Annotated in this window: 13 protein-coding genes, 2 rRNA genes and 1 riboswitch; of the genes, 7 read left to right on the top strand and 8 right to left on the bottom strand. The window is 65.9% G+C overall.

Annotated elements, in window-relative coordinates; all coding sequences use genetic code 11:
- Positions 1–29: 29 nt before the first annotated feature.
- Positions 30–650: a LysE family translocator gene (locus tag H0X90_RS34250; RefSeq protein WP_006488495.1), complete on the bottom strand. Its 621-nt coding sequence runs from the start codon at positions 648–650 to the stop codon at positions 30–32.
- 134 nt (positions 651–784) lie between these two features.
- Between H0X90_RS34250 and H0X90_RS34245 the strand changes: the two genes are divergently transcribed.
- On the top strand, positions 785–1,249 hold the full coding sequence (locus tag H0X90_RS34245) for an Lrp/AsnC family transcriptional regulator (protein WP_006488501.1): 465 nt from the start codon (positions 785–787) through the stop codon (positions 1,247–1,249).
- Between the two features lie 64 nt (positions 1,250–1,313).
- Here the strand turns inward: H0X90_RS34245 and H0X90_RS34240 are convergent, their stop codons facing one another.
- Entirely contained in the window at positions 1,314–2,225 is a 912-nt protein-coding gene (locus H0X90_RS34240) for a LysR family transcriptional regulator (protein WP_034203465.1), read from the bottom strand.
- A gap of 140 nt (positions 2,226–2,365) precedes the next feature.
- On the opposite strand from H0X90_RS34240, the gene speB reads away from it, so the two are divergent.
- Both speB and H0X90_RS34230 read left to right on the top strand, forming a co-directional pair.
- Positions 2,366–3,322, top strand: coding sequence for an agmatinase (speB, locus tag H0X90_RS34235; RefSeq protein WP_006495120.1), 957 nt, complete (start codon positions 2,366–2,368; stop codon positions 3,320–3,322).
- A 55-nt stretch (positions 3,323–3,377) separates the two neighbouring features.
- Positions 3,378–4,703: an MFS transporter gene (locus H0X90_RS34230; RefSeq protein WP_006495119.1), complete on the top strand. Its 1,326-nt coding sequence runs from the start codon at positions 3,378–3,380 to the stop codon at positions 4,701–4,703.
- 116 nt (positions 4,704–4,819) lie between these two features.
- Here H0X90_RS34230 and metE read toward each other — a convergent pair whose 3' ends face one another.
- The gene (gene metE, locus H0X90_RS34225) at positions 4,820–7,114 is read right to left on the bottom strand and encodes a 5-methyltetrahydropteroyltriglutamate--homocysteine S-methyltransferase (protein ID WP_060210955.1); all 2,295 of its coding nucleotides are present in this window, start codon (positions 7,112–7,114) and stop codon (positions 4,820–4,822) included.
- A gap of 127 nt (positions 7,115–7,241) precedes the next feature.
- On the opposite strand from metE, the gene H0X90_RS34220 reads away from it, so the two are divergent.
- Positions 7,242–8,150 carry a LysR family transcriptional regulator gene (locus tag H0X90_RS34220; RefSeq protein WP_059720899.1) on the top strand — a complete coding sequence of 303 codons (909 nt, stop codon included), beginning with the start codon at positions 7,242–7,244 and terminating at the stop codon, positions 8,148–8,150.
- Positions 8,151–8,172: 22 nt separating this feature from the next.
- On the opposite strand, the gene H0X90_RS34215 is transcribed toward H0X90_RS34220, so the two are convergent.
- Positions 8,173–8,901, bottom strand: a complete 729-nt coding sequence (locus H0X90_RS34215; protein WP_043204817.1) for a CbtA family protein — start codon at positions 8,899–8,901, stop codon at positions 8,173–8,175.
- A gap of 13 nt (positions 8,902–8,914) precedes the next feature.
- Positions 8,915–9,124, bottom strand: a complete 210-nt coding sequence (locus H0X90_RS34210; RefSeq protein WP_006488502.1) for a CbtB-domain containing protein — start codon at positions 9,122–9,124, stop codon at positions 8,915–8,917.
- Between the two features lie 32 nt (positions 9,125–9,156).
- A riboswitch (cobalamin riboswitch) is annotated at positions 9,157–9,300 on the bottom strand.
- 46 nt (positions 9,301–9,346) lie between these two features.
- Between H0X90_RS34210 and H0X90_RS34205 the strand changes: the two genes are divergently transcribed.
- From H0X90_RS34205 to H0X90_RS34195, 3 genes are all read left to right on the top strand, one after another.
- Positions 9,347–9,937: a histidine phosphatase family protein gene (locus tag H0X90_RS34205; protein ID WP_069353713.1), complete on the top strand. Its 591-nt coding sequence runs from the start codon at positions 9,347–9,349 to the stop codon at positions 9,935–9,937.
- A gap of 165 nt (positions 9,938–10,102) precedes the next feature.
- Positions 10,103–11,695: an inorganic phosphate transporter gene (locus tag H0X90_RS34200; RefSeq protein WP_006488499.1), complete on the top strand. Its 1,593-nt coding sequence runs from the start codon at positions 10,103–10,105 to the stop codon at positions 11,693–11,695.
- Between the two features lie 276 nt (positions 11,696–11,971).
- The gene (locus tag H0X90_RS34195; protein WP_077021841.1) at positions 11,972–12,733 is read left to right on the top strand and encodes a 2OG-Fe(II) oxygenase; all 762 of its coding nucleotides are present in this window, start codon (positions 11,972–11,974) and stop codon (positions 12,731–12,733) included.
- A 257-nt stretch (positions 12,734–12,990) separates the two neighbouring features.
- Here the strand turns inward: H0X90_RS34195 and H0X90_RS34190 are convergent, their stop codons facing one another.
- From H0X90_RS34190 to H0X90_RS34180, 3 genes are all read right to left on the bottom strand, one after another.
- Positions 12,991–14,415: a DHA2 family efflux MFS transporter permease subunit gene (locus H0X90_RS34190; protein WP_012493569.1), complete on the bottom strand. Its 1,425-nt coding sequence runs from the start codon at positions 14,413–14,415 to the stop codon at positions 12,991–12,993.
- Positions 14,416–14,962: 547 nt separating this feature from the next.
- Positions 14,963–15,075, bottom strand: a 5S ribosomal RNA gene (rrf, locus tag H0X90_RS34185).
- 152 nt (positions 15,076–15,227) lie between these two features.
- Positions 15,228–15,333, bottom strand: a 23S ribosomal RNA gene (locus H0X90_RS34180); the annotation flags it as partial.

Raw genomic sequence — 15,333 nt, 5'->3', positions numbered from 1 at the left:
CCCGCGCGGCGACCATGCCGCGACGACGCTCAGTCCATCGACAGCCGCAGCGCGAACCCGATCAGCGCCGCGGAAAAGGTCCAGCGCTGCACCGTCTGCGCGAGCGGATGCGCACGCATCCACGCCGCGATGCGCGACGCGCCGAACACGCACGCGAGGTCGAAGCACACACCGGCCGCCACCAGCAGCGCGCCGAGCTCGAACATCTGCCAGACGACCGGCCCGGCCTCGGGCCGCACGAACTGCGGCAGCAGCACCGAGCAGAACAGCAGCGCCTTCGGGTTCAGCAGGTTGGTCAGCAGCCCCTTCACGAACGACTGCCGCAACTCGCCCGCCGCCGCGTCGCCGTCGCCGAGCGCGAACACCGGCGAGCGGAACACCTGGATCGCGACATACGCGAGATAGAGCGCGCCGCCGTAGCGAATCACTTCGTACAGCCACGGCGCGCTACGGATCAGCGCCGCGACGCCGCACGCCGACAGCGTCACGTGCGCGGTGCGCGCGAGCGACAGGCCGGCTGCCGCCGCCATCCCCGGCCGCACGCCGCGGCCGATGCTGGTCTGCAGCACGAGCGCCATGTCGGGCCCCGGCACCGCATAAATGGCCGCCAGCGCGGCGAGATAAATCAACAGCAAATGCGTGGAAATCATGGTCCGCCCCCGTCCTCCAATGACGATATGTTGCCGCTGAAGGAGGAGGGATTATTGGCCATCTTTGGCTGAGGCTTGGCGATTCGTGGTGGAATCCGCCACAATCCCCCTATCAGAACAAGGATTCCGCCAACATGATCGACCTCGACAAAACCGACCGCGCGATCCTCGCTGCGGTGCAACGCGACGGCCGGCTGCCGATCGCACGGCTCGCCGAATCCGTGGGCCTGTCCGAGACGCCTTGCGCCCGGCGCCTCAAACGTCTCGAAAACGACGGCTACATCGAGCGCTATCGTGCGCAGCTGTCACGCCAGGCGCTCGGCTTCGGCGTGGTCGCGTTCGTGCTCGTGCGGTTCGCGACGCACGACCGCAAGGTCGCCGACCGGTTCGAACGGGAAGTGCTCGGCATCGAGCGGATTCTCGCGTGCCACAACGTCGCGGGCACGGCCGATTACCTGCTGCAGGTGGTCGCGCGCGACCTCGACGACTACGGCACGTTCCTGCGCGATTCGCTGCGGATGCTGCCGGGCGTGACGTCGATCGAATCCGCGCTGTCGCTGCGCGAGGTGAAGCACGACGCGGGTTTGCCGGTGCCGTGATGCGCGCCGGGCCGGCCAGCCCGGCCGGCCGCAACGCTCGTTCACCTTGCCGGCTGCGCCGGTGTCATGCGACGTCCGGCGCTTGATGCGCGCGCTCGAGATCCTCGAGGAACGCCTCCACGAGCGGATTCCCGCGCCCGTTGCGCGCGACGACCATGTGGAACGTCACGTCGTAGCGCAGTTGCTCCGGATTGAGCGGCGCGAGCAGCCCCTGCGCGACGTACGGCGCCGCGAAATGCTGCGGCAGGTAGCCGAGATGGTGGCCGGACAGGATCAGCAGCGCGACGGCCTCCATGTTGTCGGCGGTCGCGGTCACGCGGTCGGGCGTCGTCGACAGTTGCGCCTCGGGCAGCGGATACGAGCGCCACGCCCATTCGAAGCCCGCGACGTCGGCCGGCGTCAGCGTGCCCGCGCCGTCGAACAGCGGATGGCCGCGGCCGCAATACGCGACCTGACGCTCGATGAACAGCGGCGTGTAATGCAGCGACGGCACGCGGTGCCAGAAATAGCCGACCGCGATCTGGATCTCGTCGCTCAGGAGCTTCTCCTCGAGATCGCCGGGCGCGCGCACCGAAATCGAGAAGCGCACGGCCTCGTCGCGCGTGCGGAACGCGGCGATCGCCTCGGCGATCCGCGCATTCTGGCTCACCGGCGTATGGCCGATCAGGCCGATGTTCAGCGTGCCGACCAGCTGGCGGTCCATGTGCCGAGCGGCCATCCCGAATTCGTCGAGCGCCGCGAGCAGCTTGCGGCTCATCGCGTGGAACCGCTCGCCCTTCGGCGTGAGCCGGAAGCCGCTGCGGCCGCGTTCGCAGAGCCGGTAGCCGAGCCGCGTCTCGAGCGACGACAGTTGCGCGCTGATCGTCGACTGGCCGACGTTCAGCACCGCCTGCGCGGCCGACACGCCGCCCGCGTCCGTGACCGCGAGAAACACGCGGATCAACCGCAGATCGAGGGTCGACAGATTCCCCAGCACGTTCATCCCCTTCCATACATCGATGAGAATCGATGTTTACGTCGATATCTTCGCATTCTTCTTTCCCGGCGGAGCGCGTAAAACTGTGCGCCAAGCCGCGTCGCATGATACGGCAACCCCACACTGGAAGAGACGCCCCCATGAACGACCACACCCATTTCCAGCCGCTCGGCGGCAATGAAATGCCGCGCTGCGGCGGCATCGCGACGATGATGCGCCTGCCGCACGTGGCGAGCGCCGAAGGCCTCGACGCCTGTTTCGTCGGCGTGCCGTTCGACCTCGGCACGTCCAACCGCACCGGCGCGCGCTTCGGCCCGCGCCAGATCCGCACCGAATCCGTGCTGCTGCGCCCGTACAACATGGCCACCCGCGCAGCACCCTTCGATTCGCTGCAGATCGCCGACATCGGCGACGTCGCGATCAATCCGTACAACCTGCACGATTCGATCGCCCGCATCGAGGCCGCGTACGACGCGATTCTCGAGCACGACTGCAAGCCGATCACGCTCGGCGGCGACCATACGATCGCGCTGCCGATCCTGCGCGCGATCCACCGCAAGCACGGCAAGGTTGCATTGATCCACGTCGATGCACACGCCGACGTGAACGATACGATGATGGGTGAAAAGATCGCGCACGGCACACCGTTCCGTCGCGCGGTCGAGGAAGGCCTGCTGCACGGCGACAAGGTCACGCAGATCGGCCTGCGCGGCACCGGCTACGCGGCCGAGGATTTCGACTGGTGCCGCGAGCAGGGCTTCCGCGTCGTCCAGGCCGAGGAATGCTGGAACAAGTCGCTCGCGCCGCTGATGGAAGAAGTGCGCGCGCGCATCGGCGACACGCCCGTCTACATCAGCTTCGACATCGACGGCATCGACCCCGCCTACGCGCCGGGCACCGGCACGCCGGAAATCGCGGGCCTCACGGTGCCGCAGGCGCTCGAGATCATCCGCGGCGCGAAGGGGCTGAACATCGTCGGCTGCGATCTCGTCGAAGTCGCGCCGCCGTACGACCCGTTCGGCACCACGGCGCTGCTCGGCGCGAACCTCGCGTACGAGCTGCTGTGCGTGCTGCCGGGCGTCGCGTACCGCGACTGATCCCCGCACCGCCATCTATTCCAAATCAGAGGATTCCAGAGGAGCACACACAAAGATGGGGACTTCCGTCAAGCAACCGAAGCGGGCAGCGCTCGCTTCGTTCGTCGGCACCACGATCGAGTGGTACGACTTCTATAGTTACGCGACCGCCGCCGCCATCGTATTCGGGCCGCTGTTCTTTCCCGGCGAAAACCGCTTCATCAGCCTGCTCGCGTCGTTCGGCTCGTTCGCGGTCGGCTTCTTCGCGCGGCCGCTCGGCGGCGTGCTGTTCGGCTATCTCGGCGACCGCTTCGGCCGCAAGCGGTCGCTGCTCGCGACGCTGATGCTGATGGCCGTGTCGACGGTCGCGATCGGCCTGCTGCCGACCCACGCGCAAGCCGGCGTGGTCGCACCGATCCTGCTCGTGCTGATGCGCGTGCTGCAAGGCATCGCGGTCGGCGGCGAATGGGGCGGCGCGGTCCTGCTGGCCGGCGAGCACGCGCCGGAAGGCAAGCGTACGTTCTTCGCGTCGTTCGCGCAGCTCGGCAGCGCGAGCGGCCTGATCCTGTCGATGCTCGCGTTCGGCGCGATCAGCACGCTGTCGAAGGACGACATGATGAGCTGGGGCTGGCGCGTGCCGTTCCTCGCGAGCGCCGTGCTGCTGGTCGTCGGCTTCGTGATCCGCGCGAGCGTGTCCGAGTCGCCCGAGTTCGAGGAAGTCAGGAAGAGCGGCAACACCGCACGGAACCCGGTGCGCGAAGCGCTCAAGTACTGGCCGCTGCTGCTGCTCGCGATCGGCGCGAACGTGTACGGGATCGCCGGCGTGTATTTCAGCAATATCTTCATGATCAGTTATGCGACGCAGTTCCTGTCGCTCGACCGGTCGATGGTGCTGCATTGCATGACGATCGTCGCGGTGCTGCAGTTCGTCGTGCAGCTCGCGGCCGCGTTCCTCGCGCAACGCTTCGGCACCACGCGCGTGCTGCTGATCACCGGCGCCTGGGCGATGATCGTCCCGTTCGTGATGCTGCCGCTCGTGCACCTCGGCACGCCGGTGTCGATCACGGTCGGCGTCGGCCTCGCGACGCTCGCGGAATCGGGCTACTACTCGGTGGTCGCGGGCTTCGTCAGCGGCATCTTCGTCGCACGGATCCGCTATACGGCGATCTCGATCGCGTACCAGGTGTGCGGCGCGCTCGCCGGCGGCCTCACGCCGCTGGTGGCGACCGTCATCGCGCAGAACACCACGCCGCACTGGTGGCCGCTCGCGATCCAGTACGCGAGTGCCGCCGTGCTGTCGTCGCTGTGCGTGTGGCTGATCTCGCGCCGGGTCAGCATCGACGATGCGGGTGCACCCGGCAAGACGGACGAGGTGCTGCCGCGCGGCACGCGCACCGCGTAACGCCCGGCGCATCGCGCAAATGCACGCATGACGAAAGCGGCCCGCTTCTGCGGGCCGCTTTTTTTTGCCGTCGCGATCGTTGATCGCGACGGTGCCGCACGGTGCTTGCCGCGTGGCTACCGCACCTGATTGCGCAGCGTCTTCGCAGCCGCGACCATGTTCGTCAGCGCCGGAATCACTTCCGCCCACTGACGCGTCTTCAGCCCGCAATCCGGGTTCACCCACAGGCGTTCCGCCGGAATCCGTTCGGCCGCCTTCCTCATCAGGCCGACGATGTGATCCTGCGTCGGGATGTTCGGCGAATGGATGTCGTACACGCCCGGCCCGATTTCGTTCGGATACTTGAAGTCGTCAAATGCATCGAGCAGCTCCATGTCGGAGCGCGACGTCTCGATCGTGATCACGTCCGCGTCCATGTCGGCGATCGACGCGATGATGTCGTTGAACTCCGAATAGCACATGTGCGTGTGGATCTGCGTATCGTCCTGCACGCCATTCGCGGTGATGCGGAACGACTCGACCGCCCACTTCAGGTATTCGCTCCACTGCGCGCGGCGCAGCGGCAACCCTTCGCGCAGCGCCGCTTCGTCGATCTGGATCACGCGCACGCCGGCCTGCTCGAGATCGAGCACTTCGTCGCGGATCGCCAGCGCAAGCTGGTAGCACGACACCGAGCGCGGCTGGTCGTCGCGCACGAACGACCAGTTCAGGATCGTCACGGGGCCGGTCAGCATCCCCTTCATCGGCTTGTTCGTCAGCGACTGCGCATAGGTGATCCACTCGACCGTCATCGCCTTCGGGCGGCTGATGTCGCCGAACAGGATCGGCGGCTTCACGCAGCGCGAACCGTACGACTGCACCCAGCCGAACTGGCTGAACGCGTAGCCGTCGAGTTGTTCGCCGAAGTATTCGACCATGTCGTTGCGCTCGGCTTCGCCGTGCACGAGCACGTCGAGCTCGAGCGATTCCTGTTCGCGGACGCTGCGTTCGATCTCGGCCTGCATCGCCGTGCGATAGCCGGCTTCGTCCAGCGTGCCGGCCTTGAACCGGCTGCGCGCCTGGCGGATTTCGGCGGTCTGCGGGAACGAGCCGATCGTCGTCGTCGGGAACGCCGGCAGGTTCAGGCGCGCCGACTGCTTCGACGCACGCTGCGCATACGGGCTCGCGCGGTTGCCGAGCCGCGCGTCGATGCGGGCGATCGCGGCCTTCACCGCCGGATTGTTCACGCGCGGCGAGCGGCGGCGCGACTCGATCGCGGCGGCATTCGCGGCGAGCGCGTCGGCCACCGTGTCGCGGCCTTCGTTCAGGGCGGTCGCGAGCACCTTCAGCTCGTCGAGCTTCTGCAGCGCGAACGCGAGCCATGAGCGGATTTCCGCGTCGAGCTTCGCCTCGTTCGCGAGATCGACCGGCACGTGCAGCAGCGAGCATGACGGCGCAAGCCACAGCCGGTCGCCCAGTTGCTTCGCGAGCGGCTCGAGCCAGTCGAGCGTCGCGTTCAGGTCCGTCTTCCAGATGTTGCGGCCGTTGATCGCGCCGATCGACAGCACGCGTTCGGGCGGCAGCTCACGCACCAGCGCGTCGACTTCGTCGCGTGCGTTGATCGCGTCGATATGCAGGCCGTCGACCGGCAGCGACGCCGCGAGCGTCAGGTTGTCCTGAAGCTGGCCGAAATACGTGGCGAGCAGCAGCTTGATACGGCGCGTTTCCAGTGCCGCGTACGCGGTGCGGAACGCGTGGCGCCATTCGGCATCGAGCTCGGTGACGAGAATCGGCTCGTCGATCTGCACCCATTCGACGCCCTGCGCGGTCAGCGTGTCGAGCAGCGCGCCGTACACGGGCAGCAGCTTCGGCAACAGCGCGAGGCGATCGGAATCGTCCTTCGCCTTGCCGAGCCACAGGTACGTGACGGGGCCAAGAATCACCGGCTTCGCATTCACGCCCTGCGCGTTCGCTTCGGCCAGTTGCTGCAGCAGACGCGACGGATCGAGCGAGAAGTTCGTGTCCGCATGGAACTCCGGCACGATGTAGTGATAGTTCGTGTCGAACCACTTCGTCATTTCGCCGGCCGCGACCCCGCCGCAGCACGCGGCGTGCGCCTCCGCCGACTGCGCCGACCGGCCGCGCGCGACGCGGAAAGCGTTGTCGAGCGCATCGCCGTGGAAATCCTGCACGCGCTTCGGCAGGTTGCCGAGCGTGAAGCTCATGTCGAGCACCTGGTCATAGAACGCGAAATCGCCGATCGGCGCGAGATCGAGGTCGCGCTGGTCGTGCCAGTGGCGCCGGCGCAGTTCGGCGCCGAGCGCCTTCAGTTCGTCGCGCGACGATTCGCCCTTCCAGTAGCGTTCGAGACCGAACTTGAGTTCGCGCTTCGCGCCGATGCGCGGAAAACCGAGGTTGTGTGTCGTGACCATGAGGCTGCCGTCCAGAGAAAAATGAAGATCCGGTAGCCATCATAGGGATTTCAAACCATGAAATAAAATGGCATTATTTCATTCATCCATTAACATTCTTCATGCATTCGTCGGGTGTGCGCAAGCCATGCTGGAACGATTCCATCTCGTCGTCATTCGTGAAGTCGAGCGCCAGGGCTCGCTGACCGCGGCGGCCCATGCGCTGCACCTCACGCAGTCGGCCCTCAGTCATACCGTCAGGAAAATCGAGCAGCAGCTCGGCACGCCGATCTGGGACCGCGAAGGCCGCGGCCTGCGGCTCACGCAGGGCGGGCAGTATCTGCTGAAGCTGGCGAACCGGCTGCTGCCGCAGTTCGAGCTCGCCGAGGAACGGATGAAGCAGTACGCGAAGGGCGAGCGCGGCACGCTGCGTATCGGGATGGAGTGCCATCCGTGCTACCAGTGGCTGCTGAAGGTCGTGTCGCCGTACCTGTCGCGCTGGCCCGACGTCGACGTGGACGTGAAGCAGCGCTTCCAGTTCGGCGGCATCGGCGCGCTGTTCGGTTACGACATCGACGTGCTCGTGACGCCCGATCCGCTGAACAAGCCGGGGCTGCGCTTCGATCCCGTGTTCGACTACGAACAGGTGCTGGTGGTCGCGGATTCGCACCGGTTCGCGAATGCCGACTACGTGACGCCCGAGCAACTGACCGACGAGATCCTGATCACGTACCCGGTCGAAACCGACCGGCTCGACATCTACAACCAGTTCCTGACGCCGGCCGGCATCGTGCCGAGGCGGCACAAGTCGATCGAGACGACCGACATCATGCTGCAGATGGTCGCGAGCGGGCGCGGCGTGGCCGCGCTGCCGCGGTGGCTCGCCGACGAGTATGCGGACCGGATGCCGGTCGTGCCGGTCAAGCTCGGCAAGAACGGCATCGCGAAACAGATCTTCCTCGGCATCCGCGAAGCGGATGCCGCGATCGACTATCTGGCCGCGTTCGTCGCGCTGGCGCGCGAATCGACGTGGAGCGCGCCGCGCATGCTGCGCTAGGCGCGCCCGCCCGGCCCGCGCGTCAGGCGGCGCGAACGCCGGTGCCGGTGCGTTCGCCGCGTTCGACCCACGCACCGAACAGCAGGCCGATCGTCGTCCACATGATCACCTGCATGCCGATGGCCGCCACGCGGAACTTCCACAGCAAGGCCGCCGGGAAATCGGCCGGCAACTCGCTGACCGACGGCAGCCCGATCTGCACGGCCGCGATGATCGCGACGAACACGAGCCCGGCGACGATCGACGCGTTCCACTGCCCGAGCTTTGCCACCAGATGGCGGCGCACGCTGACCGAGAACACCATCGTTGCGACCGAGATCGCGATCATCAGGAAGAACAGGCCCGTGCGATACCCGATCGTATCGGGGTCGCCGACCGACGGCGGATTGGCCGGGTACTTGAGGTTCGGCACGATCACGAGCGCGACGAACGCCGCCAGCGCGAGCCAGGCGGCCAGCGGCCGTGCCGGCAGGCGGCTGCCGCGTCCGTACGCATACGCGAAGACCAGCGAGAACAGCCCGCCGAATGCCGCGCCGTAGGTCACGACGCCCGTCAGCAGCCCGAGGCCGGCCTGCGTGTGGCGGCTGACCAGTTCCGGCTCCGGTGCCTCGCCTTGGGCGGCGGCGGTTTTCTCTTCGAGGGCGATCGCCTGATCGACTTGCGGTTCGCCGACGACTTTCGCGAAACCGAACGTGAGGAGGCCCGCGGCGATGCCTGCGAGCATCCCGCGCATGAGCAGCTTTCCGACCATCTTTTACTCCGCGTCAGTGGCAGGGAAAGCCGAGCAGATGGCGGCCGTCGTGGACGAATTCGTGGACATACATGCCCGGCACGAGCGACGTCGCGCCCTGTTCCGCACCGACGAAATAGAGTGCGAGCAGCAGGATCAGGCCGACGAACACGGCCCACGGCAACAGCTCACGGACGGGGATGGGTGCCGGCACGACCGCCGGCTTCAGCACTGCTTCGCTCATGGATACACCTCAGGGGAATCGCGCCCCGACAAATGATGGATGGGTACGAAGGTAGGTCTGGCTTCCGGGATCATCGATTCCCCGGTTACAGTGGCGCGACCGCGCCGGAATTGCACCGGCTTCCGCGCTTCGTATCGGGCGAATTGTACGCGCGAACGTTCGCGTATTGAAGCGACGACAGATGGGCAAGCGCGCCCCGCTCCGGATCATCCGACCACCGACATGAACCTGCATGCCTCGCTGCGCCTGATCGCGCACGCCTCGACCCGCGCGATGCGCACCGGCACGTTTCCCGACGACGATCCGCTCGACGCGCGCGGGCTTGCCGAAGCCGCCGCGCTGCACGGCCGGTGGACGGCCATCGCCGGCTCGCTCGTGCTGTGCAGCCCGGCACGCTGCGCAACGCAGACCGCCGACGCACTCGGGCTGCACGCCGACATCGACGACGCGCTGCGCGACATCGACTACGGCGACTGGCGAGGCAAGCGGCTGCACGATCTCGCACGCGATCTGCCTGACGAACTTGCCACGTGGATCGGCACGCCGTCCGCGTCGCCGCATCGCGGCGAATCGTTCGACGCCGCCGCACGTCGGGTCGGCACGTGGTTCGACGGGTTGCCGCGCGAGCGCGACGTCATCGCGATCACGCATGCGCCGATCGTCCGCGCGGCCATCGCGCATGTGCTGCGGATGGACCACGCCGCGGCCGCGCGTCTCGACGTTGCGCCGCTGTCGTGCACGACGTTCGTCGCGTCGCCGGCCGGCTGGACGTTGGCGACGACGGATGATGAGCAGCGCGATACCGGCGCGTAAGCCGCTGTCGTGTTCACTATGTGAGTGATCGACGCGACTCGCTGCTTCGCATGCCGCCACTCGCCTTACATCCCCGTAAGACACACCGTTCGTCGTCCCGACTGTCATCAAACTGACTGCTAGCCGCAGCTAGGATCGGACGCGGTTCCCTTACGAGATGCCGTCATGAATCAACCTGCTTCGTCCGCCCCGAACAATCCGGGCTCCGTCGCGCGCACCCGGCAGGTCGGCTATGCCGCCTTCCTGCTGGTGCTCGTGCTCGGCGCCGTCTATATCGCCACCCACCTGGTCGCCGATCTGGCGCCGGTCCGCGAAGGGACGCTGTTCCCGTACCTGCTGCTCGGCGCCGCCCTGCTGATCGCGCTGGGCTTCGAATTCGTCAACGGCTTCCACGACACCGCGAATGCGGTCGCGACCGTGATCTATACGCACTCGCTGACGCCGAACGTCGCGGTGATCTGGTCGGGCATGTGGAACTTCCTCGGCGTGATGGTCTCGAGCGGCGCCGTCGCGTTCGGCATCCTGCAGTTGCTGCCGGTCGAGCTGATCCTGCAGGTCGGCAGCGGCTCGGGCTTCGCGATGGTGTTCGCGCTGCTGATCGCCGCGATCGTGTGGAACCTCGCGACCTGGTATTTCGGGCTGCCGTCGTCGAGCTCGCATACGCTGATCGGGTCGATCATCGGCGTCGGGCTGATGAACCAGCTGATGCATGGGCCGTCCGGCACGAGCGGCGTCGACTGGGGCCAGGCGCTCGGGGTCGGCAAGTCGCTGCTGCTCTCGCCGATCGTCGGCTTCCTGTGCGCGTCGCTGCTGCTGCTCGTGCTGAAGGCGCTCGTGCGGATTCCGGAGCTGTACAAGGAGCCGCCGAAGGATCAGCCGCCGCCGTTCTGGATTCGCTGCCTGCTGATCCTCACCTGCACCGGCGTGTCGTTCGCCCACGGGTCGAACGACGGGCAGAAAGGGATGGGGCTCATCATGCTGATCCTGATCGGCACGGTGCCGACCGCGTATGCGCTGAACAAGGCCGTCACGCCCGCCGAATCGCAGACCTTCGTGGCGGTCGCGAACCAGGCGGCTGCGACGTTCGGGAAGTACACGAACGGCATCGCGCCGTCCGCGAACCCGCGTGCCGATGTCGAACACTACGTGCAGCACCGTGAACTGACACCCGCCGTGCTGCCGGCCGTCGCGCAGCTGTCCACGTCGCTCGCGACCGCCGTCGGCGCGTCGGGCTCGATGGCGGCCGTGCCGCAACGCGACGTCGACAACGTGCGCAACACGATGTACCTCGTGTCCGAGGCCATTCGCCTGATCGAGAAGTCGGGGCAACCCGCGTTCGCCGCCGCCGACAAGCTCGCGATCGACAACTACCGCAAGCAGCTCGACCACGCGACCAAGTTCATTCCGACGTGGGTGAAGGTCGCCGTCGCGATCGCGCTGGGCCTCGGCACGATGGTCGGCTGGAAGCGCATCGTCGTGACCGTCGGCGAAAAAATCGGCAAGCAGCATCTGACCTACGGACAAGGCGCATCGGCCGAACTCGTCGCGATGCTGACGATCGGTGCCGCCGACATGTACGGGCTGCCCGTGTCGACGACTCACGTGCTGTCGTCGGGCGTCGCGGGCACGATGGCGGCGAACGGCTCCGGGTTGCAATGGAGCACGGTGCGCAGCCTCGTTCTCGCGTGGGTGCTGACGCTGCCGGCGTCGATCGCGCTCGCGGCGGGGCTTTACTGGTTGTTCCGGTCGCTGGCCTGATTTGTGGACGCGGCGGGTGGCGGGCGGGAGCCGCCATCCGCCGCGATAGGTTGGATCTGGCGTTTCGCTACCTCTTCGCTTCTCCTTCTCCTCCGCCACCTCTCTGGTACCTCACCACATTCAGTGTGCCGATGCCGCAGCCCGCTTTTCGCTGTTTCATCATCCGAATTAAAGCGCAAGATCTGGAGCGTACCGGCGCATGGACGCCGCTAGACTGGGTTCATCAACTTCCATCGTGGACTCGACCGTGCGCGACTGCACGGCCCCACACCGCCGATGCCCAGAGGTACGCCCGTGAACATTGCCGATCTGCAACCTGCCGTCGAATCGCTGGACATCGCGCAACGCGTCGACGCCCTCGACTGGCCGACGGTCGAGGGCGAACTCGATCGCTACGGATGCGCGCGCGTACCGGGCCTGGTGTCGGCAAACGAGTGCGATGCACTCGCGTCGCTCTATCCGTACAATGCACTCTATCGTTCACGTGTCGTGATGGCCCGGCACGGCTTCGGCCGCGGCGAATACAAGTATTTCGCGTATCCGTTGCCTGCGGTCATCGCCGAGCTGCGCGCGACGCTCTACCCGCATCTCGCGCCGATCGCTAATCGCTGGAACCAGGCACTCGGAGTCGACGTTCGTTATCCGAAGGAGCATGCGACGTTCCTCGATCGCTGCCATGCGGCGGGACAGACGCGACCGACGCCGCTGATCCTCCAATACGGCGCCGACGACTACAACTGTCTCCATCAGGACCTGTACGGCGAGCACGTGTTTCCGCTGCAGGTCGCGATCCTGCTGTCGGCACCGGGCCGCGATTTCAGTGGTGGGGAGTTCGTGTTGACGGAACAGCGACCCCGCATGCAGTCGCGCGCGGAAGTGGTGCCGCTGACACAAGGCGACGCCGTGATCTTCGCGGTGCACGGCCGGCCGGTGCAGGGAACCCGCGGCGTCTATCGCGTCAACTTGCGCCACGGCGTCAGCCGGATTCGAAGCGGCCATCGCCACACGATCGGCATCATCTTCCATGATGCGCAGTAGCGGGAATCGGGACGACGGCGCTACTGTCGTCCGCATATCGCATTCGGCCTTGATGCTCGTTCCGGCACCGCACGTCATTGTCCGGAGAGCGCGGCGGTCCAGCATGGTTGCGCGGCAGGCCCATTCGCCCGCGGTGACGGCAAACCGGTTACGCTGACCGTCAAGCGATCGCTACCGTGACGAATCGGCGCCTCGGGTGAGCGCCCAAAAACAAGCTCACTCACTGGTTGCACCGCCAATTCGATTTGCAGTCGGGCCTATCCTCGCGCTATGTTGGCCCGCAGCCGGTCGCCAGCATTGGAAGCCAGCCGTGCATAGCCCGGCAACGTCAGCAGCGCGAGCACGCCCGCCGCGACGAACGCCCAGCGGAAATCGTCGAGCACGTAGTGCATGCCGGCCGCATCGCCGCGCACCAATGCCGCTAGCCGCAGCGACAATGCGCCAAATGCGATCCCCATTCCGATCGTCATCTGCTGCGCGGCGCTCCACAGCGTGCTGGCCGCGCTCGTCTGGTGAGACGGGATATCCGCATAGGCCAGCGTCGCGAGCGTCGTGAACTGCATCGACCGCGTGAGCCCGTAGACGAATACGACGAACAGCGTGATCGCCAACGGCGTCGACGCAGTGAGCCAGCCGCATGCGATCGTGAAGATGCCGACGATCGTCACGTCGACGAGCGCGACACGCCGAAAGCCGTAACGGTCGAGGATCCACGATGTCCCCGCCTTCATCCCGAGATTGCCGAGCGCGCTCGCGAGCAGCAACAGGCCTGACTGAAACGGCGACAGCCCGAAGCCGATCTGGAACAGCAGCGGCAGCAGGTACGGGACGGCGTTGATCGCCATCCGCGTGATCGAACCGGTGATCACCGTCACCGAGAACGTCGGCACCTTCAGCGTCGTGAAATCGAGCAGCGGATGCGCGCTGTGTCGCGCATGCAGCCACGCGGCGATGCCGAACAGCACGCTTGCGCCCACCAGGACACCCGCGCGCGTGAAGTCGACATCCTGCTGTCCGGCCGCTTCCGTGCCGATCAGCAGGCACGTCAATGCGCCACCGGCCAGTACGAAGCCGACCCAGTCGAGCGGCCGTTGCTCGTCGGCCCGCGTATTCCGGACGATCAGCCAGGTACAAACGAGTGCGGCAAGACCGAACGGGACGTTCAACAGGAAGATCCATCGCCATGACGCGTAGGTCGTGATGAAGCCGCCGATCGGCGGCCCGACGACGGGCGCGACGATGCCCGGCCACGTGATCGTCGCGATCGCGCGCATCAGTCTCGCCTTCTCGGTACTGCGCACGACGATCATCCGGCCGACCGGCACCATCATTGCCCCGCCGACACCCTGCAGCAGCCGCGCAGCCGTGAACGACATCACCCCTTCGGACAGCCCGCACAGCACCGACGCGCCGGTAAAGACGACGATCGCACTCGCGAAGACGGTACGCGAACCATAGCGGTCCGCGATCCAGCCGCTGATCGGAATGAACACCGCCAGCGCCAGCATGTACGCCGTCATCCCGAGACTCAGCGCATTCGGTCCGACGCCGAACGAGCTGGCCATTTGCGGCAGCGCAGTCGCGATCACGGTCGTGTCGAGGTACTCCATGAAGAACGTCGCGGCGACGAGATACGGCAAGAAGTCGGTCGTCCGACCACTTTGGGCGGGGCTGTCTGTCATGAACGATGCAGGAGACGGAAGGCCAAAGACGCCGACCGCCGGGGATGCAGACACGCACCGGCGAATCGGGACGAACGGCGATATTACCCCGAAGGGCTTGCTCTCCGCTCTGTCGAGCATGCCGGGCGAATGAACTTTATGCGCATAGATTTTTTATGACGATTTCGCGCTGCGCTCGCGGAGTGAGGCATTTGATGTGGCACACCGAAGCGTCGAGAGATGAAGCGAGGTCTTCGTCAGGAAGCGGTATTTATCGATCATCGTCGATCAACATCGCTCATCACCGGCCATCACAGCTATCGGCGCTGGATGTGCAGCATTAGCTGGAGCCGGCCCGAAGAGGGATAGGTCCGATTGGCAAAAGGAAGTGGCGGGAGATGCCGGACGGCACGAACAGCGAGTGTGGAACTGGCGGGCTCGGCGCTCCGATTGATTGCGTCAGCGGGGAGCCAGTGGACGTAGCCTTGGCACCGTTGCGCCGCACGCTTTTTTTGGCGCACCAATGCAAAAACCCCCGCCTTTCGGGCGGGGGTTTCTGGCTTAGGGAGCCTGACGATTACCTACTTTCACACGGGAATCCGCACTATCATCGGCGTAGAGTCGTTTCACGGTCCTGTTCGGGATGGGAAGGGGTGGGACCGACTCGCTATGGTCATCAGGCAAAGGGGGTTGTTGCGTTGCTTCGCAGCGCAACCAATCTTGGAAGAAGCAGTAATTTAGGTTGTGTGTATCACACACGAGAATTCAACATGTCGCTTTGGATCGCGACCGGTGCTTTCGCACGGCGCCGATCTACAAGGCAGACTTGTTATAGGATCAAGCCTTACGGGCAATTAGTATCAGTTAGCTGAACGCATTACTGCGCTTACACACCTGACCTATCAACGTCCTGGTCTCGAACGACCCTTCAAGGGGATC

The organism is Burkholderia sp. 9775_39, assembly GCF_015712225.1.
In the GTDB taxonomy this organism is placed as follows: Bacteria; Pseudomonadota; Gammaproteobacteria; order Burkholderiales; family Burkholderiaceae; genus Burkholderia; species Burkholderia cenocepacia.
Note: the sequence above shows the minus strand (reverse complement) of the source record. Positions and strands in the feature narration are given on the sequence as shown.

What these genes read in the sequence shown, in the direction of transcription:
- H0X90_RS34210 (WP_006488502.1), bottom strand. Translation starts at nt 9,124, where the DNA reads ATGAGCGAAGCAGTGCTGAAGCCGGCGGTCGTGCCGGCACCCATCCCC.
- H0X90_RS34205 (WP_069353713.1), top strand. Translation starts at nt 9,347, where the DNA reads ATGAACCTGCATGCCTCGCTGCGCCTGATCGCGCACGCCTCGACCCGC.
- speB (WP_006495120.1), top strand. Translation starts at nt 2,366, where the DNA reads ATGAACGACCACACCCATTTCCAGCCGCTCGGCGGCAATGAAATGCCG.
- H0X90_RS34220 (WP_059720899.1), top strand. Translation starts at nt 7,242, where the DNA reads ATGCTGGAACGATTCCATCTCGTCGTCATTCGTGAAGTCGAGCGCCAG.
- H0X90_RS34215 (WP_043204817.1), bottom strand. Translation starts at nt 8,901, where the DNA reads ATGGTCGGAAAGCTGCTCATGCGCGGGATGCTCGCAGGCATCGCCGCG.
- H0X90_RS34190 (WP_012493569.1), bottom strand. Translation starts at nt 14,415, where the DNA reads ATGACAGACAGCCCCGCCCAAAGTGGTCGGACGACCGACTTCTTGCCG.
- H0X90_RS34250 (WP_006488495.1), bottom strand. Translation starts at nt 650, where the DNA reads ATGATTTCCACGCATTTGCTGTTGATTTATCTCGCCGCGCTGGCGGCC.
- metE (WP_060210955.1), bottom strand. Translation starts at nt 7,114, where the DNA reads ATGGTCACGACACACAACCTCGGTTTTCCGCGCATCGGCGCGAAGCGC.
- H0X90_RS34230 (WP_006495119.1), top strand. Translation starts at nt 3,378, where the DNA reads ATGGGGACTTCCGTCAAGCAACCGAAGCGGGCAGCGCTCGCTTCGTTC.
- H0X90_RS34195 (WP_077021841.1), top strand. Translation starts at nt 11,972, where the DNA reads ATGCCCAGAGGTACGCCCGTGAACATTGCCGATCTGCAACCTGCCGTC.
- H0X90_RS34245 (WP_006488501.1), top strand. Translation starts at nt 785, where the DNA reads ATGATCGACCTCGACAAAACCGACCGCGCGATCCTCGCTGCGGTGCAA.
- H0X90_RS34200 (WP_006488499.1), top strand. Translation starts at nt 10,103, where the DNA reads ATGAATCAACCTGCTTCGTCCGCCCCGAACAATCCGGGCTCCGTCGCG.